Genomic DNA, 21,746 nt, shown 5'->3' on the forward strand with positions numbered 1-21,746 from the left:
GGGCCGCCGCGCCGCTAGCGTCTTGAACGAATTTGACCTGCCGTCGCGCCCGCCGGCACATGCCGCGGCGACGCGGCCCCGGTCCGCCGCCACGCCTGCGGCGACATGCCCGCCAGCGCCGAGAACTCGCGGCTCAGGTGCGCCTGATCGCTGTAGCCGGCGGTGAGCGCGATCTCCGCCCAGCCTTGCGCCGGGTCGGCAGCCAGCGTCAGCGCGCGGTCGAAACGCATCACGCGTGCGTACTCCTTGGGACTGAGGCCGATGGCGCCGCGAAAGAGCGCGATGAAGCGGCGGTGGCTGTAGCCGCTGCGCGTCACCAGCCCGGCGATCGACGGGTTCTCGTGGGCCAGCGGTCCGAGCGTTGCGGCGATGGCCGGATGCAGGCCGCGCAGGTCATGCGGGCCTCCGAGCGCATCGAGGACACGCTGCGCGAGCAGGGCTTCGAAGACCGCCAGCTGCCGTTCGAGGTCGACCGCCGCGTGGACCTGTTCGAGCGCGGCATCGGTCTGCCGCGCGCCCCAGAGCGCATCGAGCGGCGTGTGCTGGCTGGCCAGCGCGTCCTCGGGCGCGCCGAGCAGCGCGCGTGCGGCGCCGGGCTGCAACTGCGCGCCGACGGATCGCGTGGCCACCGACACATCGCGCATGTAGGCGGCGGCACGCGCGCCGCCGACGATCGCGTAGCCGCAGGTCTGGCCGCGCAGGTCGTCGGGGCCGCCGAACAGCTTCAGCGGCGGTCCCGACAGCCGGAACACCAGGTGCATGCCGCCCGTGGGCAGCACATGCTCGCGCGCGCCCGGCCGATCGGCCGAGGCGCCGTCGGGCGACGATGCCCACAGCAGCTTGATGAACGGCTGCAGGTGAGGAGGAGGGGGCCGCGTCAGCTGCATGCTGCGAGACCCGGCTGGAACAGGCTGTAGCCCATCGGCGCATTGTGCGATGGGGGCGCCCGGCAGGCCAGTCGCGCTAGCATCGGCACATGAGCAAGCCATCGACGACCCTGATCCACCACCCCTACGTCCCACCCGCCAAGTTCGCCGCGCCGCAGCCCGGCGTGTTCAAGGCATCGACCGTCTTCTTCGCCGACGTGGCCGCCATGCGCGCGCGCGACTGGAAGACCAAGGCCGGCTACACCTACGGCCTGCACGGCACGCCGACCACCTTCACGCTCGAGGAGCGCCTGGCCACGCTCGAAGGCGGCACCGAATGCCTGCTGGTGCCCAGCGGCCTGGCCGCCATCTCGCTGGTCTCGTTCGCGTTTCTGAAGACCGGCGACGAGGTGCTGATTCCCGACAACGCCTACGGCCCCAACAAGGCGCTGGCCACCGGCGAGCTGGCCAACTTCGGCATCACCCACCGCCTGTACGACGCGATGAACCCGGCCGACCTGGAGGCCAAGATCTCGCACCGCACGCGCCTCGTGTGGGTCGAGGCGGCGGGCTCGGTCACGATGGAATTCCCGAACCTGCCCGCGCTCGTGGACGTCTGCCGCGCGCGCGGCGTGGTGACGGCGCTGGACAACACCTGGGGCGCGGGCCTGGCCTTCGCGCCCTTCGACTTCAACGGCACGGGGCAGGGCGTGGACATCTCGGTGCACGCGCTCACCAAGTACCCGAGCGGCGGCGGCGACGTGCTGATGGGCAGCGTGGTCACCAACGACGAGCGGCTGCACCGCGCGCTCAAGCTGGCGCACATGCGCATCGGTTTCGGCATCGGCGTGGGTGATGTGGAAACGCTGCTGCGATCGCTCCCGAGCATCGGCCTGCGCTACGCCGCGCACGACCGCGCGGCGCGCGAGCTGGCCGGCTGGCTCAACGGCTGCGAGGAGATTGCGCAGGTGCTGCACCCCGCGCTGGAAGACTCGCCCGGCCACGCCAACTGGCGCGCGCTGTGCGGCGCCACCGACCTGGCCGCGGGCCTGTTCTCGGTGGTGTTCGACGAGCGCTACAGCACCGAGCAGGTCGACCGTTTCTGCGACAGCCTGAAGCTCTTTCGCCTCGGCTATTCGTGGGGCGGACCGATCAGCCTGGTGGTGCCCTACGACATCGGCCTGATGCGCGACGCGAGCGTGGCGCGCTGGCCCTACAAGGGCACGCTGGTGCGCTTCTCGGTCGGGCTGGAAGACGTCGACGACCTGCGCGCCGACCTGCAGCAGGCGCTGTTGCGGATGTAGGCGCCACTGCGCGCAGTGGGCAGAAAAAACCGCAAGAGCCAGTACGTCGCGCCGCCTGTGGCGCGCGATGCGATGTCGTCCGCGTCCCGGGCCGTCGCGTCCCGTGTGCTGACCGTGCCCGCGCATGTGCTGGAGGCGCTCGCGCAGGCCGGCCCGTTGGAAGGCGTTCCCGACCTGCGTGCCACGCGGCTTTTCATCGGCGGCTTCGTGGCGCTTTTCGCGTCGATCGCGGTGGGATTGGGCACGGCTGCAGTGTTGCAGGACGACGGGTCCAACGCGCGCGGCAACGAGGCGGTCCTCATGCTGCTCGGGTTGGCGCTCTTCGCGTTGCTGGGCGGCGGCATCTGGTACCTGCTGCGCCAGCTTCCGCGGGTGGGCGACGGAGTGTTCCGCATCGACGCGCAAGGCATGCGATGGGGCGATCCGGCCTCGCCGCGGGTCATGGCATGGCGCGACGTGTGCCGCGCACCCGTGGGCTTGTGCGACGTGAAAACGGAGTTCGTCTCGAGCGAAGCCATCGTCAAGCGGCTGGTCTTCCAGCAGGCCGTGCGCGGTGACGAATCCGGTGAAGTCCGGCTGCCTTTGGCGCTGACCGCCGACACCGGCCGCGTGCTTCGCTTTCGCAACCGGGCTGCGTTGCTGCGCGCGCTGCTGCTGCATCTGGCCACCCAGCCCCGGCCGCGCCTGCGCTTCGACGCCGAGGTCTTCATCGATGCCGGCATCGATCCGCAAACCTGGCAGCCCATGCCCGCGCCGAGGCGCTGGATGTGGCTTTCGACCCTCGTCGGACTGGTGCCGGTGCTGGCCGTGATCGTCCTCTGGCCGGTGGGCGAACACATAGGCTGGATGGTGGTGGCGATGGTCCTGGCCATGGGGGCCGGCGCGGGTGCGATGGGCTGGTTCATGCACCGGCGCTACCCCGGTTTGCAAGGTTTGTTCGAGTTCGAAACGGCACCCGGCGCCGCGCCTTGAGACTGCACCGTTATCGCTTACAGTAGGAGACGCACAGTCACGGTGACTGTCTCGCCTCAAGGAGAAGCAGTGGCAACACCAAATTACGGCTACGAGAAGCGCCAGAAAGAGCTGGCCAAGAAGAAGAAGAAGGAAGACAAGCTCCGCGAGAAGCAATATCGCAAGCTCAGCCCGAGCAGCGACGGACTGGCTCCCGGAGACCCGGAGACCGACGTGGCATCGCTCGAACGCGATCCCCCCACGGTGCCCGAGTTGCCCACCAAGAACGGTTGATCCGCTCCTGGCGTCCCCATCGAAAAGCCGCCGCAGGCCTGCGCCTGCGGCGGCTTTTTTCTGGGCCGCGCCGCAGGTTATTTCGGCAGCAGCTTGCGCAGTTCGGGCCAGACGTTGTCGAGCAATTGGGGCTGCGCCACGGCCGTTGGGTGGATGCGGTCGGCCTGGAACAGCGACATCGCATTCGGCGCATCGGCCACGCCCTTGAGCAGGAAGGGCACGAGCGCCGATTTCGTCGCGCCGGCCACCTTGGAGAACACCGCCTCGAAGCGCCGCGTGTAGTCGCCGCCGTAGTTCGGCGGCACCTGGATGCCGACGATCAGCACCTTCGCGCCCGCGGCCTGCGCGGCCTTGGCGATCTGCAGCAGGTTGCTCTCGGTGTCCGGGAGCGGCAGGCCGCGCAGCGCGTCGTTGGCGCCCAGCTCCACCACCACGTGGCTGGGCTTGTGCTGAGCGAGCAGGGCGGGAAAGCGGGCGCGTCCGCCGGAGCTGGTGTCGCCGCTGATGCTGGCGTTGACCACGGTGGCCGCGATCTTCTGCTGGGCAAGCCTTTTTTCCAGCAAGGGTACCCAGCCTTCGCCGCGCTTCAAGCCGTACTCTGCGCTCAGCGAATCGCCCAGCACCAGGATGACCGGCTTGCCGGCCGCGTTGGTGGCCTGGGCCTGCGCCGCGGCCGTCCATGCCCCCGCGCTGCCGAGCGCGGCGGTGGTCAAGATAAAGTCACGTCGATTCAAAACCAAAGCCTTTCCATGTCCCAACCCCCGTCTGATGCCATTGTCGCCGTCGAGCATGTCTTCAAGTCCGTCACCGATTCGACCGGCACGCTGGACATTCTGCAGGACATCGATTTCACCCTCGGCGCGCGGGAAACCGCCGCCATCGTCGGCGCCTCGGGCTCCGGCAAGAGCACCTTGCTGTCGATCATCGCGGGGCTCGATACGCCCACGCGCGGCACGGTCAAGCTCGCGGGCGACGACATCTTCGCCATCGACGAGGACGAGCGCGCGGCCCTCCGCGCCCAGCGCGTGGGCTTCGTGTTCCAGAGCTTCCAGCTGCTGGGCAACCTGAGCGCACTCGAGAACGTGATGCTCCCGCTGGAGCTGGCCAACCGCAAGGACGCGCGCAAGGCCGCCACCGAGATGCTCGGCCGCGTCGGCCTCGGGCAGCGCCTGGGCCACTACCCCAAGGTGCTTTCGGGCGGCGAGCAGCAGCGCGTGGCGCTCGCGCGGGCCTTCGTGGTCCAGCCGGCCCTGCTCTTGGCCGACGAGCCCACCGGCAGCCTCGACTTCGCGACCGGCGAGCAGGTGATGAAGCTCATGTTCGACCTCAACCGCGAACTGGGCACGACGCTGGTGCTGGTCACCCACGACCGCGGCATCGCGTCGCGTTGCGAGCGCCGCATCACCATCGAGGCCGGGCGCGTGTCGCTCAACGAGAAAACGCCTGTCTCGACGGTCGAGCAGGCGGCCTGAGCCACCCCCCAAACAACAACGACACCCGAGGAGAGGTCCATGGACAAGCTTCCACCCGAAGCCGTCGCGGCATTGCAGCGCGGCAGCCTGATCGAGGCGATCAAGATCGTGCGCGACAAGACCGGCCTGGACCTCAAGTCGGCCAAGGAAGCCGTCGAGCGCTACGCCAACGGCGAAGGCGGGGCGGCGGACTGGCAGGAGGGCGACTGGGGCCGCAGCGAACCCGAGGGCGCGGGCATGCAGGGCAACGGGCCCGCGGCGGTGCCGCCGGCCGCGCTCGCGGCCCTGGCCAAGGGCAACAAGCTCGAGGCCGTCCGCCTCACGCGCGAGGCTACGGGCCTGGGCCTGGCCGAAGCCAAGCAACTGGTCGAGAACCACCAGAACCCGGCGGCCGGCGATTTCGGGCACTTGCCATCGAGCATGCCGACGCACCCGATGGCCGAGCCGGGACGGGTGCCGCAAGGGGGCTTCAGGTGGCTGCCTATCGTCATCGTCCTCCTGGTCGCGGCGCTGGCCTGGCTGTATTTCGTCAAGGGCGCCTGAAGCGATGATCGTTCCCCAGTTCTGGGCCGAGGGCCGCATCCAGGAGCGCGTTGCAGGCAAGCAGATCACGGTGCGGCGCTACGGCTGGTCCGACGACAGCCCGCTGGCCGCGCAGGCGCATGCCGACCAGCGCACCCGCGAGGCCTTCGACCGTATCGTGAGCGGCGAACAACTGGAGCGCCGCGAACGCAAGCTGGCCTACAACGGCGCCGACGGCGTGCCGATCCGCGAGGAAATCGTCGAGCGGCAGGGCGAGAGCGTCATCACCCGCAACGGCTACGGCGCGCGCTGCCTGAACACGCCCGACGTGATGTTCGTCGACATCGATTTCGACGAACCCCTGCGCACCAGCGTGTTCGGCTTTGCGCTGGTGCCGGCGCTCATCGCTGGCATCGTCGGCGGCTGGACGGCCAAGACCTGGGTGGGCGGGCTGATCGCCGCCGTCGTGGTCTTCGTCGTCGCCTACCGCATCGGCCTGGCCAAGAAGCGCGGGGAGGCCAGCACCAACCCCGCGCCCGAGAAGCGGGCGATCGAGCGCATCGGGCGCTTCGTGCACCAGCATCCCGACTGGCACCTGCGCGTGTACCGCACGCCCGCGGGCTTCCGGCTGCTGGCGATGCACGATGTGTTCAGCCCGGCGGACATGGCCGTGGCCGACTGCTTCCAGGCGCTGGGCGTGGACAAGGTCTACGCGCGCATGTGCCGCAACCAGAACTGCTTTCGCGCCCGCCTGAGCGCCAAGCCCTGGCGCATCGGCATCGGCGAGCACATGCGGCCGCAGCCGGGCGTGTGGCCCGTCTCGCCCGAGAAGCTGCCCGCGCGCGACGCCTGGATCGCGCAGTACGAAAAGGCCGCCGAAGGCCGCGCCGCCTGCCAGTACCTGGAGAGCGTCGGCAACACCGAGCGGGTGCATCCGAACGCCCAAGCGGTGCAGGAACTGCACGACGAGCGCACGCGCGCGCTCAGCGGTCTTCCTATCGCCTGAGGCGGCCTGAAGGGCGATCCCCGGGGGTAGGGATAATCAGGGGATGTCTTCCCCCAAAGTGATCTTCGGCTTCCATGCCGTGGGCGTGCGAATCAAGACCGCGCCGAAATCGGTGCTCGAGGTTCTGTTCGACGCCAGCCGGCGCGATGCGCGCATGAAACAGTTCATCGCGCGTGCGCAGGAAGCCGGCGTGCGGCTGGTCGAGGCCGACAGCCTGCGCATCGCCAAGCTCGCCGGCAGCCACGGCCACCAGGGCGTGGCGGCGCGGGTCGAGCCCACGGCGCAAATCCATTCGCTCGACGAACTGCTCGAAGGCCTCGAAGAGGCCGGCACCGTGCCCCTCCTGCTGGTGCTGGACGGCGTGACCGATCCGCACAACCTGGGCGCGTGCCTGCGCGTGGCCGACGGCGCCGGCGCCCATGCGGTGATCGCCCCCAAGGACCATGCGGCCGGCATCAACGCCACCGTGGCCAAGGTGGCCAGCGGCGCGGCCGAGACGGTGCCGTATTTCATGGTGACCAATCTCGCGCGCACGCTCAACGAGCTCAAGGAACGCAGCATCTGGTGCGTGGGCACGAGCGACGACGCACCGGGCACGATCTACCAAAGCGACCTGAAGCGCCCGCTGGCGCTGGTGCTGGGCGCCGAGGGCGAAGGCATGCGCCAGCTGACCCGCAAGACCTGCGACGAGCTCGTGAGCATCCCGATGGCCGGCGCCGTCGAGAGCCTGAACGTCTCGGTGGCCAGCGGCGTGTGCCTCTACGAAGCGATGCGCCAGCGCAGCGTTTGATCGCGCGCTAGTCCTTCTTCGGCAGCGGTCCGCCTTTGCGGTGGAAGTACACGAGTTCGGCCATGCGCCGCATCTGCGGCGTGCCGAGCAGGTGATTGAACATCCAGTCGCTCTGGAAGTGGTCGAAGGCCCAGCGCAGCGACCGCTTGAGCACGAAGCGCGGATAGCTGCGCACGAACCACGTCGCCGGATCGCCGACCTCGCCGCGCACGAAGCGCGCCACCGCCTCGCCCGCGCGCTCGCCGTGCTGCAGTGCGGTGTGGATGCCGCCGGCCGTGACCGGCGACACCATGCCGGCCGCATCGCCCACCAGCAGCGCACGATCGCGCGCCACGACCGGGAGCACGCCGCCGCAGGGGATCATCCCGGCGCGCACGGCCACCGGGGGCGCGTCGCCCGGCGACACCACCGATTCGATCTTCTTCAGGAAAGGCGCGAGCCGCAGCGCGTTCGCGTCGTTCTGGCCCATGCGGCGCGCCAGGCCGATCTGGCTCACGCCCACGCCGTCGAGTGCCCAGCCGATGTAGCCGGGCGCGAGCTTGCGGTCGATGAAGCAGTGCAGGAGGTCGGGCGCCATGCGGGCGCCCTGGTATTCGTGCTCGACGCCGTAGAGAAAGCGCGTGTTGCGGGAGAGCCCCAGCACCTTGGCCACGCGTGAATGCGGGCCGTCGGCGCCGACGAGGTAGGTGGCGGTGATGCAGGGGCCGTGCAACACGGGGACTTCCCACCGGTCGTTCATCCACAGCGCCTGCTCGAACAGCGTGCCCAGGCGCACATCGACGCCGCAGGCCCGGGCGGAATCCACCATCCAGTCGAGCAGCGCGGGGGCATCGGTGGCCCAGAACCAGTAGCCCGGGGCGTGCAGGTCGACGTGCCGCATGTTCGGTGCATAGAGCCGCACGCCTTCGATGCGCCGCACCAGCGCGGGTGGCACTTCGGCCAGCCAGGGGACGCTGTCGACCGCGTCCTTCACGATGATGCCGGTGGTGTGGAGCTTGGCGCCGGCGCTGGTTTTCTTCTCCAGCACCATCACGCTCAATCCGGCCAGCGCCGCGGCGCGGGCGCAGGCGAGGCCCGCGAAGCTCGCGCCGACGACGAGCAGGTCCACCTTGATGTTGGCAAGGCCGCCGCTCGCGGTGGGTGACGCGGGACAGGGCGCCGTGGATGAAGTGGAGAGCGGGGAAAAAAGACTGGAAGAGGAGGAGTGCATGGGCAGCTGACTGAAGCAACGCGCACCACGGTGTGTGGTGCGCGTGCGAAGTTAGCTACGCCATGTGCGCTCGGCGTGAAGGCTGCGTGAACCCTGTCGGCTCAGCGTGTCAGGACGGGTCCTTGCTGCGCGTGCGGCCCACCGCGCTGAAGATGCCGATGCCCAGGAGGATCAACGTGCCGATGCCGATATAGAGCGTGGGAACGCCCGCGACGGAAGCACCCCAGGCGACGCCGCCCAGGAAGATCAGGAAGCCGATCATGTAAAGCGCAAAAGACATCATGTCCTCCGGTAGCTGAGATGCCTTGGTGTATCCCGGCCGCCCTCCCGGCCCGAACCGGCCTGGACCGCCTCTGCGTGTGGGAGCGTGCCTACCGTTCGGCTAGTCCGGACACGCCACCAGCAGGTACCGGCAGGCCGTGCGCCCCAGCGCCTTGAAGACCAGCGGCCGGTCCACGCCGAAGTCCAGGCAATCGCCGGGCGCCAGCTCGAAGCGCTCGTCGCCGTAGTCCACCCGCAGCGCGCCTTCGAGCATCCAGAGGCATTGGCGATAGAGCTTGCCGCTCCACCGTGGATAGCCGACCTGCGCGGAGCGCGGCAGCTCGACCTCGACGAGCTCCACGCCGCTGCCCGCGCTGCGTTCGGCGACCTGGCGGCGCAGATAGCCCGCTTCGGGATCGCGCCAGACTTCCTGCATGGCCTTCGTGCGCAGCCGCTGGGGGCTTTCGTTTTCCTCGGTGAGCAGCTGCGCCAGCGACACGCCAAGGCCCGCGGCCAGCCGGCCCAGCAGCACGGCGGTGGGGCTGCTCTGCGCGCGCTCCACCTTCGAGATCATGGCCTTGCTCACGCCCGACAGCTCGGCCAGTTCGGCCAGGCTGAGCCCCTTGGCCTGCCGCAGCGCCAGCAACCGGGTGGCGATGAGGGCGTCGATGTGGCCGGGAGTGTCGCCAGGGGTGTTGCCGGAAGGGGGTGATTCGTTTCTCATATGAGATTATTATTCTCTTATATTGAACGACAGAGAAGCACCATGCGCCTCATTGCCTGCACCGAAGAAGCCCACGCCGGCGCCATCCTCGCCATCCTCAACGACGCCATCGTCACCTCCACCGCGCTGTACGACTACAAGCCGCGCACGCCCGAGAACATGGTCGCGTGGTTCGCCACCAAGCGCGCCAACGGCTTTCCGGTGATCGGCGCGGTGGACGAGAACGGCAAGCTGCTGGGCTTTGCGAGCTACGGCGCCTTCCGCGCCTTTCCCGCCTACAAGTACACGGTCGAGCACTCGGTGTACGTCGAGGCCGGCCACCGCGGCGCGGGGCTCGGGCGCACGCTCATGGAGGCGATCATCGCGGCGGCGATCGCGCGCGACGTGCATGTGATGGTCGGCGCCATCGACGCCGCGAATGTGGGCAGCATCGGCCTGCACGAGCGCCTGGGCTTCGCGCATTCGGGCACGGTGCGGCAGGCCGGCTTCAAGTTCGGCCGCTGGCTCGACGTGGCGTTCTACCAGCGGATTCTTGCGACGCCGCTGAATCCGGTCGACGGCTGAAGGCTAGTTCAGCACGAAGAAGCGCATCACGACTTCGGCCGGGTGCCTGACACCGGCGCCGACGAACATGCGTTCGTTGATCCACCGCAGCGCGGGCGATGCCGTCTCGAAGCGCGGGTTGCAGCGGAAATAGACCTGCGCCGGATCGACCGCTTCGCCGCGCATGAGCTTGGCCATCACCTCCGGCGCGGCCGAGCGCACCGCATGGTTCTGCACGTAGACGAGGTCGCCCGCGTCGGTCTCGAGGCCGTAGCGCGCGTCGAGCTCGGAGAGCGTGTCGCTCACGATCAACTGGAAGTCGCTGCCGCCCGGCAGCACGCGTGCGCGCCAGCCGTGGCCCGAGGCCTCGCCGCCCGTGATGGGCACCACGCGGCGCAGGCCCCGCGCGCTCTGGCCCAGCACCTGCGGCACGCCCACTTCCACGCGCAGGTCGGCGAAGTGGTCGAGCGCCGGTGCGGCGATCGAATCGAAGAGGTTGCTGCTCATCGCCGGAAGCAGTTCAGGCGGCTGTCGTTTCCGCGCTCGCGCGGTCGAGCATCTCGATGGTGCCCGCGTCGAGCTTCAGCTGCGTGGCCACAACCAGTTCTTCGAGCTGCGCGATCGAGGTGGCGCTGGCGATGGGTGCCGTCACGCCCGGCCGCGCGATCTGCCATGCGATGGCGACCTGGCCCGGCTTGGCGTTGTACTGCTGCGCCACCTTGTCGAGCGCATCGAGGATGCGCAGGCCGCGCTCGTTGAGGTACTTCTTCGTCGTGTTGGCGCCGCGCGCGCTCTTCGATGCATCGGCCTCGGTGCGGTACTTGCCGGTCAAAAAGCCGGCCGCGAGCGCGTAGAAATTGATCACGCCCACTTCGCGCTTCACGCACAGGGGCTCGAGTTCATCCTCGAACACGGCGCGGTCGTACAGGTTGTAGAGCGGCTGCAGGCTCTCGTAGCGCGCGATGCCCAGGCGCTCCGACACGTCCAGCGCCTCGGCCAGCCGGGGCGCGGTGTAGTTGGAGGCGCCGATGGCGCGCACCTTGCCCTCCTTGATGAGCGCATCGAAGGCGCCGAGCGAATCCTCCAGCGGCGTGCTGGCGTCGTCGTCGTGCGACTGGTAGAGGTCGATGTGGTCCGTCTGCAGGCGCTTGAGCGAGGCCTCGACCGCCTCGCGGATGTACTTGGGCGAGAGGCCCACCTTGCCTTCGCCCATCGGCTTGCCGACCTTGGTGGCCAGCACCACGCGGTTGCGCTTGCCGCTCTGCTTGAGCCACTTGCCGATGATGGTTTCCGACTCACCGCCGGTGTGGCCCGGCACCCAGGCCGAGTAGACGTCGGCGGTGTCCACGAAGTTGAAGCCCGCGTCCAGCCAGGCGTCGAGCAGCTTGAACGAGGCGGCCTCGTCGACCGTCCAGCCGAACACGTTGCCACCGAAGGCGAGCGGCGAAACCAGGAGGCCGGAGCGGCCGAGCGGGCGAAGTTGCGACATGACGAAGTTTCCTGAAGAAGAATAACGGAGGGAAGGATCAGACGAAGCCCACGGCGCCGAGCAGCGCACCCGCGCCCAGCAGCCAGAGCAGGTGGAGGCGCGTGCGCCAGACGATAAGCGCGGCCACGCCGGTCAGGAGCCACAGGTGCCAGGCAGGCGCGTCGCCGGCATGGTTACCGGTGGCCAGCACCCAGCCGGTGGCGATCAGGAGACCCACCACCACCGGCGCCATGCCCTGCTTGAAGGCGCGCACCTCGCGGCGGGTGCGGTTGCGGTGGCCCCAGCGGGTGGCGAAATAGGTGAGGGTGGTGCTCGGCACCATGATGCCGAGCATGGTCACCATGAGGCCGAAGAAGCCGAGCAGCCAGGCCATCGGCCCGGCGCCGATGCCGCCGCCCGCGTTGAGCCCGACGTTCCAGCCCATCAGCGCGACGAACAGCACATTGGGCCCGGGCGCCGCCTGCGCGATGGCGACCGACGAGCTGAACTGCGCATCGGTGAGCCAGCCGTGCTGGGTGACGAGGTAGCGGTGCATGTCGGGCACCGTGGTGATGGCGCCGCTGATCGACAGCAGCGAGAGCAGCAGGTACTGCCCGAAGAGCGCCAGCCAGTCGTGCCATTGCATCGCAATGGTCATTGGAAAACCTCCGCCTTCGGCTGCGGTGCGAGCTTGCTTGGGGCGGCCCGGCGCGCGCTCATGGCGCGATCCTCTTCCAGGTCCAGACGCAGGCCACGCCGCCGACCACCAGCAGCACCCAGCCGAGCGGCACCTTGAACACCGCGATCGCCGCGAACACCAGTGCCATGAACGCAAGGCAGACCGGAAAGCCCAGCGGGTGCTTGCGCAGTTGCGGAATCAGCTTGATGCCCGTGGCGGCGATCAGCCCGCCCGAGACCGCGCCCATGCCCCGCAGCGCCGCCGCCACCTGCGGGTTGCCCGCGTAGTGCGCATAGAGCACGGCCAGCGCGAGGATCACGACCAGGGGGATGGTCAGCATGCCCGCCACGGCGGCCAGCGCACCGCGCAGGCCGAAGTAGCGGTCGCCGATCATGAGGCCCAGGTTGATCACGTTGGGCCCGGGCATCACCTGGGCCACGGCCCAGTCCTCGAGGAACTGCTCGGGGGTGAGCCACTTCTTCTTCTCGACCATTTCGCGCTGGACGATGGCCAGGACGCCGCCGAAGCCCTGCAGCGCGAGCCAGGTGAATGAAACAAAAAGGTCGCCTGGCGACCGGGGCTGTGGCTGCGAGGGGGCTGGCGGCGTTGCCGCGTCGGAGAGGGGCGGGTGCATGGGGATGCGATTATCGTAGGCAGGCCTGCAAGATGCCGGGCATCGGGCCGACATGCCCGAGCGATTCAACAGGGACACTCCATGCTCATGCAAATCCGCGCGCTCTTCGATCTCTGCAAACGGGCCTTCGCGTCGTGGTCCAACGACTACGCACCCAGCATGGGCGCGGCGCTCGCGTACTACACGGTGTTTTCCATCGCGCCGCTGCTCTTGATCGTGATCGCGGTGGCGGGACTCGTGTTCGGCCAGGAGGCCGCGCGCGGCGAAATCTTCGCGCAGCTCTCGGGCCTCATGGGCGCACAGGGCGCGGCGGCGGTGCAGGGCATGCTGCAGGCGGTGAACAAGCCGGCCGAGGGCATCGTGGCCACGGTGATCGGCATCGGCCTCCTGGTGGTCGGCGCGACCACCGTGTTCGGCGAGCTGCAGGACGCGCTCGACCGCATCTGGCGCGCGCCGGCCCGCGCCAAGAGCTCGGGCATCTTCAACCTGCTGCGGGTGCGGCTGCTGTCGTTCAGCATGATCATGGGCATCGGCTTTCTGCTCATGGTGTCGCTGGTAGCGAGCGCGGCGCTCGCGGCGCTGGGCAAGTGGTGGTCGCCGGTGTTCGGCGCGTGGGAGAGCCTGGCGCAGGTGGTGAACTTCGTCTTCAGCTTCGCGATGGTGACGGTGATCTTCGCGATGATCTACAAGATCATGCCGCGCGCGAAGGTGCAGTGGCGCGACGTGTGGGTGGGCGCGGCCGTGACGGCGCTGCTGTTCACCGTCGGCAAGCACCTGATCGGCCTGTACATCGGCAAGAGCAGCGTCGCCTCGGGCTACGGCGCCGCGGGCTCGCTGGTGGTGGTGCTGGTGTGGGTGTACTACTCGGCACAGATCTTTTTGCTGGGCGCCGAGTTCACCTGGGTCTATGCGCGCACCTACGGCTCGATGAAGGACAAGGCGAGCCTGCCCGATGCGAACCCGTCGCCCACGCGCGAGGTGCCCCTCGCGCACAACGACGCCTGAGGGCCAGCGTTTATCAACCTGAGAAGCCGCCTTCGTCGAGGAACTTCTGTTCTTCCGCGGTGGTGCTGCGCCCCAGCATCCGGTTGCGGTGCGGAAAGCGGCCGAAGCGCGCGACGATGTCCCGGTGCAGCACGGCGAAGCGCTGCGTGTTGGCGTCGAGCGCCGCATTGAGTTCGACCGAACGCTCCTGCTCGGCGAGCACCTCGGAGTGCATGAAGGGCAGGTAGAAGAAAGCGCGCAGTTCATTTTCGAACTGCTGGTCGAAGCCCGCATCGATCGCCTTCTTCGCTGCGGCCAGCGCGAGGCCGTCGGTAGCGAGCATGTGCGGATTGTTGCGCCAGGCGTTGCGCGGCAGCTGGTCGAGCAGCACGAGAAGCGCCAGCGCGCCGTCAGCATCGCCAATCCAGTGATCGAGTTCGCCACGAGCGGCGGCCTGGTGCGCGGCCAAGAAGCGCGTGAGGAATTCGGCATCGAATGCATCGCTCTTGGCGAACCAGCGCGAGGGGCCGGCTTCGCGCCAGAAATCGACCACTTCGCGCGCGGCAGGGAGTGCTTGGGAGGTCATCGTTGCATTCTCTTTCACTCTGTGGCGGGCCCGCAAAGTCGGGGTGGTGGCCGACACGGCGGGGCGCGCGTGCTGCCTATGCTGTGGAGGCTTTCATAACCCAGGAGATAAAGCTCATGACCAAATACGGCACCCTTTTGCGCGCAGCCCTCATCACCGGCGTGGCCAGTGCTGCCCTGGTCGGCTGCGGGATGATGTCCAAGTCGAACACCGCCAGCTTCAGCGGCGCGATGAACGCGGCCAGCGAAGTGCCGCCCAACATGACGCGCGGCAGCGGCATGGCCGAAGCCTGGCTCAACCGGGACACCAACGTCCTCAAGTACAAGATCACCTACACGGGCCTGAGCGGCCCGGCCACCGCGGCGCATTTCCACGGCCCTGCCGCCGCCGGCGCGAATGCCGGCGTGGTGCTGCCGTTCGCCAATGCGGCCAGCCCGATCGAAGGCCAGGCCACGCTCACGCCGGCGCAGGCCGCCGACCTAGTCGCGGGCAAGTGGTATGCGAACGTCCACACCGCGGCCAACCCGGGCGGCGAGATCCGCGGACAGATGCTGCCGAAGATGTGATCTTCTTGCGGGAGAGGGACCGGGGGCTTCGGCTTCCGGTCAGGTTGCTGTCGCGGGGGTGGTGTCAAATGAATGCATGACGACGACCCCGAAGAAGAAGCCCCGCGCGGCATCCCCCTCCCACCCCCCAGCCCTCAATCCTTTCGCGTCTCGCCGCGAGGACATGCGCCAGGCCCGCAAGGCCCTGGTGCTCCAGGGTGGGGGCGCGCTCGGCGCCTACCAGGCGGGCGTGTATGCCGCGCTCAGCGAGACCGAACTGCAGCCGCACTGGATCGCCGGCGTCTCCATCGGCGCGATCAATGCGGCGCTGATCGCGGGCAACGCGCCCGAGCACCGGGTCGACAGGCTGCGCGAGTTCTGGCACCTCGTGTCCTCCGGGCCGTCGCAGCGCCTGCCTTCGTGGCTCGGCGATCGCGCCACGCAGAACCAGTACAGCGCAGCGATGGCATCGCTGGTCGGCATTCCGGGATTTTTCGAGCCACGCTATTCGCCGGCCTTGCTGATGGGCGGTGCGGCGCCGCTCTTGAGCTATTACGACACCTCGCCGCTCAGGGGCACGCTGGAGCGCCTCATCGACTTCGACCGCATCAATGCGTGCGAGGCGCGCTTCAGCGTGGGCGCGGTCAACGTGCGCACCGGCAACTCGGTGTACTTCGACAACACGCGCCAGCGCATCGGCCCCGAGCACATCATGGCCAGCGGCGCGCTGCCGCCGGGCTTTGCGCCGGTGCACATCGACGGCGACGACTACTGGGACGGCGGCATCGTCTCGAACACGCCGCTGCAGTACGTGCTGGACCTGCATCCGCGGAGCGACCCGCTGGTGGTGCTGCAGGTGGACCTCTTCAATGCGCGCGGCGAGATGCCCCGCACCATGGCGGGCGTGATGGAGCGGCAGAAGGACATCACCTATTCGAGCCGCACCCGCATGAACACCGACGCGCTGGCCGCCAACATGAACCTGCAGCAGGCCATTGCCGACCTGATCACCAAGCTGCCGGCCAACCTGCGCAAGGATGCGAGCGTGCTCGCGGTGCAGTCGCAGCTCACGCACGAGCCCATCGACATCTTTCACCTGATCTACCGCGACAAGCCCTACGAGCTCGAGTCGAAGGACTACGAGTTCTCGCGCGCCGCGGTCGAGGAGCACTGGGAGTCGGGCGCGCGCGACATGCGCGTGACGCTCGCGCACCCGGAGACCCTGCGCGCCGACGCCACCGTCAATGGCGTGACGACGTTCGACCTGGGCGACCACGGCTCGGGCCGGGTCAAGCGGCCGGGCCTCTCGCGCTGAGCGCCAGGGCGAGCGATCAGGTTCGACTAAGAAACCAGCGCGAGACTGGATCGGTCACTTCACCAGGAGGAAATGTTCATGAACATTGAAGATGTACGGCGCCAAGCTTTCGCCATGCCGCTCACCAGCCCCGCCTTCCCGCCCGGACCGTACCGGTTCGTGCGCCGCGAATTTCTCATCGTCACCTACCGCACCGACATGGAGGCCCTGCGCGCCGTGGTGCCCGAGCCGCTCGAGGTGGTCGAGCCGCTCGTGAAGTACGAATTCATCCGCATGCCCGATTCCACCGGCTTTGGCGACTACACCGAATCGGGCCAGGTCATTCCGGTGCAGCTGCGCACCGCCAAGGGCGTGGAGCAGGGCGCGTACGTGCACGCGATGTACCTGAACGACCACCCGCCGATCGCCGGCGGCCGCGAACTCTGGGGCTTTCCGAAGAAGCTCGCCTCGCCGGTGCTCGACTACGAGACCGACGTGATCGTCGGCACGCTCGACTACGGCAAGGTGCGCGTGGCCAAGGCCACGATGGGCTTCAAGCACCGCGCGCTCGACCCCGCGCCGATTCTTGCGGGCATCGCGCAGCCGAACTTCCTGCTCAAGATCATTCCGCACGTCGACGGCACGGCCCGCATCTGCGAGCTGGTGCGCTATCACATGGTCGATGTCACGCTGCACGGCGCGTGGACCGCGCCGGCCTCGCTCGAACTGCATCCGCATGCGCTCGCGCCGGTGGCCGACCTGCCGGTGCGCAAGGTCGAATCGGCGGTGCACTACATCGCCGACATGACGCTCGCGCTGGGCACCGTCGAGCACGACTACCTCGCCTGACGACCGCGCCCGATTTTTGCTGTCTTCTTTTCATCCCAACCCGAAGGAACATTCACCATGCAACTCAAGGACAAGGTCGCCTACATCACCGGCTCGGCCAGCGGCATCGGCAAGGAAATCGCGATCCTCTTCGCACAGGAAGGCGCCAAGATCATCATTGCCGACCTCAACAAGGAAGCGGCCGACGCGACGGCCGCCGAGCTCAAGGCCACGGGCGCACAAGCCATCGGCGTGGCCGTGGACGTGACCAACGAAGACCAGGTCAACGCCTCGGTCGAAGAGGGCGCGAAGGCGTTCGGCGGCATCGACATCCTGATCAGCAACGCCGGCATCCAGATCGTGCATCCGGTCGAGGAATTCAGCTTTGCCGACTGGAAGAAGATGCTGGCGATCCACCTCGATGGCGCGTTCCTCACCACCAAGGCGTGCCTGAAGCACATGTACGCGCAGGGCCGCGGCGGCAGCGTGATCTACATGGGCTCGGTGCACTCGAAGGAAGCGTCGCTGCTGAAGGCGCCCTACGTCACGGCCAAGCACGGCCTCATCGGCCTCGCGAAGACGGTCGCGAAGGAAGGCGCCAAGCACGGCGTGCGCGCCAACGTGATCTGCCCCGGGTTCGTGCGCACGCCGCTGGTCGAGAAGCAGATTCCGGAGCAGGCCAAGACGCTGGGCATCAGCGAAGACGAAGTCATCAAGAACGTGATGCTCAAGGAAACGGTGGATGGCGAATTCACCACGACCGAGGACGTGGCGCGCGTGGCGCTGCTGTTCGCGGGCTTCCCGACCAATGCGCTCACCGGCCAGTCGCTGGTGGTGAGCCACGGCTGGTTCATGCAGTAGGCGCTACAGCTTCAGCTCCCACGTCTCGCCCACGAGTTGCTTTCCATAGCTCTCGTGCGGCTCCGACTTGGTGAGCTGGAAGCCGCGCTTGGCATAAATGGCGCGCGCGGCCGTGAGGTCGCTGTTGGTCCACAGCACCATCTTTCGGTAGCCCTTGCGGCGTGCGAAGGCGATGCATTCGTCGACCAGCTTGCCGCCCAGGCCGAGGCCCCGTGCGGCCGGTGACAGGATCAGGAGGCGCAACTGCGCCACGCCGGCCGACTTGCGCACCACGAAGATCGAGCCCATGCGCTCGCCGTTGAGCTCGGCGATCCAACAGCGCTCCCATTCGGGCTGGAACTTGAGCAGGAACTCCCCCGCGATCTGTGCCACCAGCGCTTCGAAGCTGCTGTCCCAGCCGTATTCGCGCGCATAGATCTCGCCGTGCTGCTGCACGACCCAGCCGATGTCGCCGGGCGCCGGGTCGCGCAGGACGGCGGCCTGGGTCTTCGCGGGCGCGGCCGCAGAGTCGAGCAGCGATTGCATCGTGCCCATGGCCTGCACCAGTTGGTTTCGCTGGGCCGGAGCGAGCGGCGAGAGCAGGGCGGCCGCTTCGTCGCGCGATTTCTGTTGCAGCGGCGCGAATGCGGCATGGCCGGCTTCGGTCAAGCGCAGCACGCTTTGCCGGGCATCGCGCGCATGGGGCGCGCGCGTGAGCCAGCCCGCGGATTCGAAGCGGCGCAGGATGCGGCTCATGTAGCCGGCGTCGAGCCCGAGGTCGCGGCCGATCTCGCTGGCGACCGCCGTTTCGCGGTGCGCCAGCTCGTACAGAACGCGCACGTCGGTCAGCGACATGTCGCTGCCCAGGTACGGATCGAGGGCGCCGATCTGGCGCGTGTAGAAGCGGTTGAACTGCCGGATGGCCTTGACGGCGGCGGCGTCGACGGTGGGTGAGGGGGTGGACATAGTTGCCATTGTCATTCGATTGATTGACTTTGGCAATTAATTGATGACCGCACCGAGACCCGGTCACTGGATGTTTGTCGCGACAGGCATGCTCGAAAACCCTAAAATCGAGGGTTGCCCACCACAGCGCCGCCACGGCCCTGTCCACTCCCACGATGAACGCTCCCGTCGACGTCTCCTTTTTTGCGCGCGCCGCCAAGCCGCTGACCAGCTACCGCAAGTACTGGGCAGCCCGTTTCGGCACGGCCAAATTCCTGCCGACCACGCGCAAGGAAATGGACGCGCTCGGCTGGGACAGCTGCGACATCATCGTGGTCACGGGCGATGCCTACGTCGACCACCCCAGCTTCGGCATGTCGGTGATCGGCCGCATGCTCGAGGGGCAGGGCTTTCGCGTGGGCATCATCGCCCAGCCCGACTGGCAGAGCGCCGAGCCCTTCAAGGCGCTGGGCAAGCCGAACCTGTTCTTCGGCGTGACCGCCGGCAACATGGATTCGATGATCAACCGCTACACCGCGGACCGCAAGATCCGCAGCGACGACGCCTACACCCCCGGCGACATCGGCGGCTCGCGCCCCGACCGCGCGGCCATCGTGTATTCGCAGCGCTGCAAGGAAGCCTGGAACGACGTGCCGATCATCCTGGGCGGCATCGAAGGCTCTTTGCGCCGCATCGCACACTACGACTACTGGTCGGACAAGGTGCGCCGCTCCATCGTCGTCGACGCCAAGTGCGACCTGCTCCTGTACGGCAACGCCGAGCGCGCCATCGTGGAGATCGCGCACCGCCTGGCCGCCAAGGAGCCCGTGCAGCAGATCACCGACGTGCGCGGCACCGCCTATGTGCGCCGCGAAACGCCCGAGGGCTGGTTCGAGATCAATTCCACCAGCGTGGACGAGCCGGGCCGCGTCGAGGCACACGTCAACCCTTACCTGATGGTGTCGGACCAGGCCAAGGCCAACGGCGCCACCTGCGCGAAGGAAGACGAAGCGAAGGACGTGGCCAAGGCCGCGGAAGCTGCCGGCTCGCCGGCGGTGCAGTCAGTGCAGTCGATGGTGAACCCCGCCATCAAGCCGCTGACCTTCATGCCCAACCCCGCGCTGCAAAGCCGCGGCAAGATCACCGTCCCGCCGCGCGACCGCTCGGTGATCCGCCTGCCGTCGTACGAGCAGGTGCGCAGCGACCCGGTGCTTTACGCCCACGCCAACCGCGTGCTGCACCTGGAGACCAACCCCGGCAACGCCCGCGCGCTCGTGCAGGCGCACGGCGAGGGCACCACGGCGCGCGACGTGTGGATCAACCCGCCGCCCATTCCGCTCACCACGGCGGAAATGGACTACGTGTTCGACCTGCCGTATGCGCGCAGCCCGCACCCGCGCTACGCCGACGAGAACGGCAGCCACGACGGCGCGACGAAGATCCCCGCCTGGGAAATGATCCGCTTCAGCGTGAACATCATGCGCGGCTGCTTCGGCGGCTGCACCTTCTGCTCGATCACCGAGCACGAAGGCCGCATCATCCAGAGCCGCTCCGAAGAATCGATCATCAAGGAGGTCGAGGCCATTCGCGATTCCGTGAGCGGCTTCACCGGCACCATCTCCGACCTGGGCGGCCCGACGGCCAACATGTATCGCCTGGGTTGCAAGAGCCCCGAGATCGAATCGGCGTGCCGCAAGCCCAGCTGCGTGTACCCCGGCATCTGCCCGAACCTTGGCACGAACCACGATCCGCTCATCAAGATCTACCGCCGCGCGCGGGCGCTGCGCGGCATCAAGAAGATCCTGATCGGCTCGGGCCTGCGCTACGACCTGGCCGTGCAGTCGCCTGAATACGTGAAGGAGCTCGTGCAGCACCATGTGGGCGGTTATCTGAAGATCGCGCCCGAGCACACCGAGCAGGGCCCGCTCACCAAGATGATGAAGCCCGGCATCGGCAGCTACGACAAGTTCAAGCAGATGTTCGAGAAGTTCTCGGCCGAGGCGGGCAAGAAGCAGTACCTCATTCCGTACTTCATCGCCGCGCACCCGGGCACCAGCGACGAGGACATGATGAACCTGGCGATCTGGCTCAAGAAGAACGGTTTCCGCGCCGACCAGGTGCAAACGTTCTATCCGAGCCCGATGGCCACGGCCACGACGATGTACCACACCAACAAGAACCCGCTGCGCAAGATCACGCGCGAGAGCGAGACGGTGGACATCGTGCGCGGCGACAAGCGCCGCCGCCTGCACAAGGCGTTCCTGCGCTACCACGACGCCAACAACTGGCCGCTGCTGCGCGAAGCCTTGAAGAGCATGGGCCGCGCCGACCTCATCGGCAACGGCAAGCACCACCTCATCCCGACGTGGCAGCCGCTGACCGATGGCGGCTACACGAGCGCGCGCCGCAAGAACTCGACCTCCGCGCCTGTCGCCGCCAAGGCCTCGGCGCCCGTGAGGCTGGCGCCGGTGAAGCCCTCCAAGGGCCGCATCCTCACGCAGCACACGGGCCTGCCACCGCGGGACAACGGCAGCGGCAAGCCAGTCAACAAGCCTTCATCGCGCAAGGTGCGTTGATCGGACGGTAGCGGGCGACCGCTACGCGTACTGCATCTCGCCGTTCCCGAACGACCAGTTCTCCTTCATCACCTCCACGAGGTTGATGAACACATCCTCGCGCCGGATGCCCAGCTTCTCGTGCAGGTCGTCGGCCACGCGCCGGTAGAAGGCCTTCTTCATCTCGACCGTGCGCCCCTGGTTCAGCGTGATCTGGATCAGCACGAAGCCCGCCGAATACGTGACGCCCAGATAACTCGCCGGATGCACCAGGCCCTGCGCGGCATGCCGCGTGATGACCTGGAACTTGTCGTCCTTGGGCACGTTGATGGTTTCCGTCATCGCCTGGTAGACCAGGTCGCCGATGGCGGGGCCCAGCGTGTCGGCCGAGGCGTCGGACAGTTCGATTCGAACGAGTGGCATGGGAGGTTTCTCCTGGATGGGG

Annotated in this window: 26 protein-coding genes; 14 read left to right on the forward strand and 12 right to left on the reverse strand. The window is 68.0% G+C overall.

All coding sequences use genetic code 11. The annotated features are described in order from the left end of the window. Positions 1 to 14 precede the first annotated feature (14 nt). Complete coding sequence (locus tag JC881_RS25950; RefSeq protein WP_198788587.1) at positions 15 to 887, reverse strand: helix-turn-helix domain-containing protein; 873 nt, start codon at positions 885 to 887, stop codon at positions 15 to 17. A gap of 89 nt (positions 888 to 976) precedes the next feature. Here JC881_RS25950 and JC881_RS25955 point away from each other — a divergent pair, with 89 nt between their 5' ends. The 3 genes from JC881_RS25955 to JC881_RS25965 all read left to right on the forward strand — a co-directional run bounded on the left by JC881_RS25955 (position 977) and on the right by JC881_RS25965 (position 3,415). Beyond that, entirely contained in the window at positions 977 to 2,170 is a 1,194-nt protein-coding gene (locus JC881_RS25955; protein WP_198788588.1) for a PLP-dependent transferase, read from the forward strand. 105 nt (positions 2,171 to 2,275) lie between these two features. Next, positions 2,276 to 3,142 (forward strand): hypothetical protein, encoded by an 867-nt coding sequence (locus tag JC881_RS25960; protein ID WP_198788589.1) that lies wholly within the window; start codon positions 2,276 to 2,278, stop codon positions 3,140 to 3,142. A gap of 69 nt (positions 3,143 to 3,211) precedes the next feature. Continuing rightward, entirely contained in the window at positions 3,212 to 3,415 is a 204-nt protein-coding gene (locus JC881_RS25965) for a hypothetical protein (RefSeq protein ID WP_042580885.1), read from the forward strand. 77 nt (positions 3,416 to 3,492) lie between these two features. Here JC881_RS25965 and JC881_RS25970 read toward each other — a convergent pair whose 3' ends face one another. Next, positions 3,493 to 4,128 carry an arylesterase gene (locus JC881_RS25970; RefSeq protein WP_198788590.1) on the reverse strand — a complete coding sequence of 212 codons (636 nt, stop codon included), beginning with the start codon at positions 4,126 to 4,128 and terminating at the stop codon, positions 3,493 to 3,495. Between the two features lie 36 nt (positions 4,129 to 4,164). On the opposite strand from JC881_RS25970, the gene JC881_RS25975 reads away from it, so the two are divergent. Genes JC881_RS25975 through rlmB form a run of 4 tightly spaced genes read left to right on the forward strand, consistent with a single transcriptional unit; the run spans position 4,165 to position 7,205 of the window. Then, the gene (locus tag JC881_RS25975; protein WP_042580887.1) at positions 4,165 to 4,887 is read left to right on the forward strand and encodes an ABC transporter ATP-binding protein; all 723 of its coding nucleotides are present in this window, start codon (positions 4,165 to 4,167) and stop codon (positions 4,885 to 4,887) included. Between the two features lie 39 nt (positions 4,888 to 4,926). Continuing rightward, entirely contained in the window at positions 4,927 to 5,430 is a 504-nt protein-coding gene (locus JC881_RS25980; RefSeq protein ID WP_198788591.1) for a ribosomal protein L7/L12, read from the forward strand. A 4-nt stretch (positions 5,431 to 5,434) separates the two neighbouring features. Continuing rightward, positions 5,435 to 6,415, forward strand: coding sequence for a hypothetical protein (locus JC881_RS25985; protein WP_198788592.1), 981 nt, complete (start codon positions 5,435 to 5,437; stop codon positions 6,413 to 6,415). A gap of 43 nt (positions 6,416 to 6,458) precedes the next feature. Next, complete coding sequence (gene rlmB / locus JC881_RS25990; RefSeq protein WP_198788593.1) at positions 6,459 to 7,205, forward strand: 23S rRNA (guanosine(2251)-2'-O)-methyltransferase RlmB; 747 nt, start codon at positions 6,459 to 6,461, stop codon at positions 7,203 to 7,205. 7 nt (positions 7,206 to 7,212) lie between these two features. On the opposite strand, the gene JC881_RS25995 is transcribed toward rlmB, so the two are convergent. The 3 genes from JC881_RS25995 to JC881_RS26005 form a co-directional block, all read right to left on the reverse strand. Then, complete coding sequence (locus JC881_RS25995; RefSeq protein ID WP_198788594.1) at positions 7,213 to 8,415, reverse strand: NAD(P)/FAD-dependent oxidoreductase; 1,203 nt, start codon at positions 8,413 to 8,415, stop codon at positions 7,213 to 7,215. 109 nt (positions 8,416 to 8,524) lie between these two features. Continuing rightward, positions 8,525 to 8,695 carry a hypothetical protein gene (locus JC881_RS26000; RefSeq protein ID WP_198788595.1) on the reverse strand — a complete coding sequence of 57 codons (171 nt, stop codon included), beginning with the start codon at positions 8,693 to 8,695 and terminating at the stop codon, positions 8,525 to 8,527. 102 nt (positions 8,696 to 8,797) lie between these two features. Beyond that, complete coding sequence (locus JC881_RS26005; protein ID WP_198788596.1) at positions 8,798 to 9,400, reverse strand: helix-turn-helix domain-containing protein; 603 nt, start codon at positions 9,398 to 9,400, stop codon at positions 8,798 to 8,800. Between the two features lie 42 nt (positions 9,401 to 9,442). Here JC881_RS26005 and JC881_RS26010 point away from each other — a divergent pair, with 42 nt between their 5' ends. Then, the gene (locus tag JC881_RS26010; RefSeq protein WP_198788597.1) at positions 9,443 to 9,964 is read left to right on the forward strand and encodes a GNAT family N-acetyltransferase; all 522 of its coding nucleotides are present in this window, start codon (positions 9,443 to 9,445) and stop codon (positions 9,962 to 9,964) included. Positions 9,965 to 9,967: 3 nt separating this feature from the next. On the opposite strand, the gene JC881_RS26015 is transcribed toward JC881_RS26010, so the two are convergent. The 4 genes from JC881_RS26015 to JC881_RS26030 are packed head-to-tail and all read right to left on the reverse strand — an operon-like array spanning position 9,968 to position 12,724. Next, on the reverse strand, positions 9,968 to 10,450 hold the full coding sequence (locus JC881_RS26015) for a DUF3237 domain-containing protein (RefSeq protein WP_198788598.1): 483 nt from the start codon (positions 10,448 to 10,450) through the stop codon (positions 9,968 to 9,970). 13 nt (positions 10,451 to 10,463) lie between these two features. Then, a complete protein-coding gene (locus JC881_RS26020) occupies positions 10,464 to 11,432 on the reverse strand; it encodes an aldo/keto reductase (protein ID WP_198788599.1) in 969 nt (322 codons plus the stop codon). A 37-nt stretch (positions 11,433 to 11,469) separates the two neighbouring features. Next, complete coding sequence (locus JC881_RS26025; RefSeq protein WP_198788600.1) at positions 11,470 to 12,069, reverse strand: chromate transporter; 600 nt, start codon at positions 12,067 to 12,069, stop codon at positions 11,470 to 11,472. A 58-nt stretch (positions 12,070 to 12,127) separates the two neighbouring features. After that, positions 12,128 to 12,724 (reverse strand): chromate transporter, encoded by a 597-nt coding sequence (locus tag JC881_RS26030; protein ID WP_198788601.1) that lies wholly within the window; start codon positions 12,722 to 12,724, stop codon positions 12,128 to 12,130. 81 nt (positions 12,725 to 12,805) lie between these two features. Between JC881_RS26030 and JC881_RS26035 the strand changes: the two genes are divergently transcribed. Continuing rightward, complete coding sequence (locus tag JC881_RS26035; RefSeq protein WP_198788602.1) at positions 12,806 to 13,729, forward strand: YihY/virulence factor BrkB family protein; 924 nt, start codon at positions 12,806 to 12,808, stop codon at positions 13,727 to 13,729. Positions 13,730 to 13,742: 13 nt separating this feature from the next. On the opposite strand, the gene JC881_RS26040 is transcribed toward JC881_RS26035, so the two are convergent. Beyond that, positions 13,743 to 14,294: a DUF924 family protein gene (locus tag JC881_RS26040; protein WP_198788603.1), complete on the reverse strand. Its 552-nt coding sequence runs from the start codon at positions 14,292 to 14,294 to the stop codon at positions 13,743 to 13,745. 116 nt (positions 14,295 to 14,410) lie between these two features. Between JC881_RS26040 and JC881_RS26045 the strand changes: the two genes are divergently transcribed. From JC881_RS26045 to JC881_RS26060, 4 genes are all read left to right on the forward strand, one after another. Further along, positions 14,411 to 14,860 (forward strand): CHRD domain-containing protein, encoded by a 450-nt coding sequence (locus JC881_RS26045; protein ID WP_093431920.1) that lies wholly within the window; start codon positions 14,411 to 14,413, stop codon positions 14,858 to 14,860. Between the two features lie 76 nt (positions 14,861 to 14,936). Next, positions 14,937 to 16,154, forward strand: coding sequence for a patatin-like phospholipase family protein (locus JC881_RS26050; RefSeq protein ID WP_198788604.1), 1,218 nt, complete (start codon positions 14,937 to 14,939; stop codon positions 16,152 to 16,154). Between the two features lie 78 nt (positions 16,155 to 16,232). Beyond that, positions 16,233 to 16,982: an acetoacetate decarboxylase gene (locus JC881_RS26055; RefSeq protein WP_198788605.1), complete on the forward strand. Its 750-nt coding sequence runs from the start codon at positions 16,233 to 16,235 to the stop codon at positions 16,980 to 16,982. A gap of 57 nt (positions 16,983 to 17,039) precedes the next feature. Further along, complete coding sequence (locus JC881_RS26060) at positions 17,040 to 17,822, forward strand: 3-hydroxybutyrate dehydrogenase (protein WP_198788606.1); 783 nt, start codon at positions 17,040 to 17,042, stop codon at positions 17,820 to 17,822. A gap of 3 nt (positions 17,823 to 17,825) precedes the next feature. Here JC881_RS26060 and JC881_RS26065 read toward each other — a convergent pair whose 3' ends face one another. Further along, on the reverse strand, positions 17,826 to 18,776 hold the full coding sequence (locus JC881_RS26065; protein ID WP_198788659.1) for a bifunctional helix-turn-helix transcriptional regulator/GNAT family N-acetyltransferase: 951 nt from the start codon (positions 18,774 to 18,776) through the stop codon (positions 17,826 to 17,828). A 146-nt stretch (positions 18,777 to 18,922) separates the two neighbouring features. Between JC881_RS26065 and JC881_RS26070 the strand changes: the two genes are divergently transcribed. After that, a complete protein-coding gene (locus JC881_RS26070) occupies positions 18,923 to 21,322 on the forward strand; it encodes a YgiQ family radical SAM protein (RefSeq protein ID WP_198788607.1) in 2,400 nt (799 codons plus the stop codon). A gap of 21 nt (positions 21,323 to 21,343) precedes the next feature. Here JC881_RS26070 and JC881_RS26075 read toward each other — a convergent pair whose 3' ends face one another. Then, positions 21,344 to 21,724, reverse strand: a complete 381-nt coding sequence (locus JC881_RS26075) for a tautomerase family protein (protein ID WP_198788608.1) — start codon at positions 21,722 to 21,724, stop codon at positions 21,344 to 21,346. Positions 21,725 to 21,746 lie beyond the last annotated feature (22 nt).

It is taken from the genome of Variovorax sp. IB41 (assembly GCF_016405905.1).
GTDB lineage: Bacteria > Pseudomonadota > Gammaproteobacteria > Burkholderiales > Burkholderiaceae_C > Variovorax.

Excerpts from the sequence above, each read along its gene's own strand:
- JC881_RS26070 (WP_198788607.1), top strand. The coding sequence starts at position 18,923 with ATGAACGCTCCCGTCGACGTCTCCTTTTTTGCGCGCGCCGCCAAGCCG.
- JC881_RS26045 (WP_093431920.1), top strand. The coding sequence starts at position 14,411 with ATGACCAAATACGGCACCCTTTTGCGCGCAGCCCTCATCACCGGCGTG.
- JC881_RS26055 (WP_198788605.1), top strand. The coding sequence starts at position 16,233 with ATGAACATTGAAGATGTACGGCGCCAAGCTTTCGCCATGCCGCTCACC.
- JC881_RS26030 (WP_198788601.1), bottom strand. The coding sequence starts at position 12,724 with ATGCACCCGCCCCTCTCCGACGCGGCAACGCCGCCAGCCCCCTCGCAG.
- JC881_RS25975 (WP_042580887.1), top strand. The coding sequence starts at position 4,165 with ATGTCCCAACCCCCGTCTGATGCCATTGTCGCCGTCGAGCATGTCTTC.
- JC881_RS26050 (WP_198788604.1), top strand. The coding sequence starts at position 14,937 with ATGACGACGACCCCGAAGAAGAAGCCCCGCGCGGCATCCCCCTCCCAC.
- JC881_RS26005 (WP_198788596.1), bottom strand. The coding sequence starts at position 9,400 with ATGAGAAACGAATCACCCCCTTCCGGCAACACCCCTGGCGACACTCCC.
- JC881_RS25985 (WP_198788592.1), top strand. The coding sequence starts at position 5,435 with ATGATCGTTCCCCAGTTCTGGGCCGAGGGCCGCATCCAGGAGCGCGTT.
- JC881_RS25980 (WP_198788591.1), top strand. The coding sequence starts at position 4,927 with ATGGACAAGCTTCCACCCGAAGCCGTCGCGGCATTGCAGCGCGGCAGC.
- JC881_RS25955 (WP_198788588.1), top strand. The coding sequence starts at position 977 with ATGAGCAAGCCATCGACGACCCTGATCCACCACCCCTACGTCCCACCC.
- JC881_RS26035 (WP_198788602.1), top strand. The coding sequence starts at position 12,806 with ATGCTCATGCAAATCCGCGCGCTCTTCGATCTCTGCAAACGGGCCTTC.
- JC881_RS26025 (WP_198788600.1), bottom strand. The coding sequence starts at position 12,069 with ATGACCATTGCGATGCAATGGCACGACTGGCTGGCGCTCTTCGGGCAG.
- JC881_RS26020 (WP_198788599.1), bottom strand. The coding sequence starts at position 11,432 with ATGTCGCAACTTCGCCCGCTCGGCCGCTCCGGCCTCCTGGTTTCGCCG.
- JC881_RS25950 (WP_198788587.1), bottom strand. The coding sequence starts at position 887 with ATGCAGCTGACGCGGCCCCCTCCTCCTCACCTGCAGCCGTTCATCAAG.
- JC881_RS26010 (WP_198788597.1), top strand. The coding sequence starts at position 9,443 with ATGCGCCTCATTGCCTGCACCGAAGAAGCCCACGCCGGCGCCATCCTC.
- JC881_RS26075 (WP_198788608.1), bottom strand. The coding sequence starts at position 21,724 with ATGCCACTCGTTCGAATCGAACTGTCCGACGCCTCGGCCGACACGCTG.
- JC881_RS25995 (WP_198788594.1), bottom strand. The coding sequence starts at position 8,415 with ATGCACTCCTCCTCTTCCAGTCTTTTTTCCCCGCTCTCCACTTCATCC.
- JC881_RS26065 (WP_198788659.1), bottom strand. The coding sequence starts at position 18,776 with ATGGCAACTATGTCCACCCCCTCACCCACCGTCGACGCCGCCGCCGTC.
- JC881_RS26000 (WP_198788595.1), bottom strand. The coding sequence starts at position 8,695 with ATGTCTTTTGCGCTTTACATGATCGGCTTCCTGATCTTCCTGGGCGGC.
- JC881_RS26060 (WP_198788606.1), top strand. The coding sequence starts at position 17,040 with ATGCAACTCAAGGACAAGGTCGCCTACATCACCGGCTCGGCCAGCGGC.
- JC881_RS26015 (WP_198788598.1), bottom strand. The coding sequence starts at position 10,450 with ATGAGCAGCAACCTCTTCGATTCGATCGCCGCACCGGCGCTCGACCAC.
- JC881_RS26040 (WP_198788603.1), bottom strand. The coding sequence starts at position 14,294 with ATGACCTCCCAAGCACTCCCTGCCGCGCGCGAAGTGGTCGATTTCTGG.
- rlmB (WP_198788593.1), top strand. The coding sequence starts at position 6,459 with ATGTCTTCCCCCAAAGTGATCTTCGGCTTCCATGCCGTGGGCGTGCGA.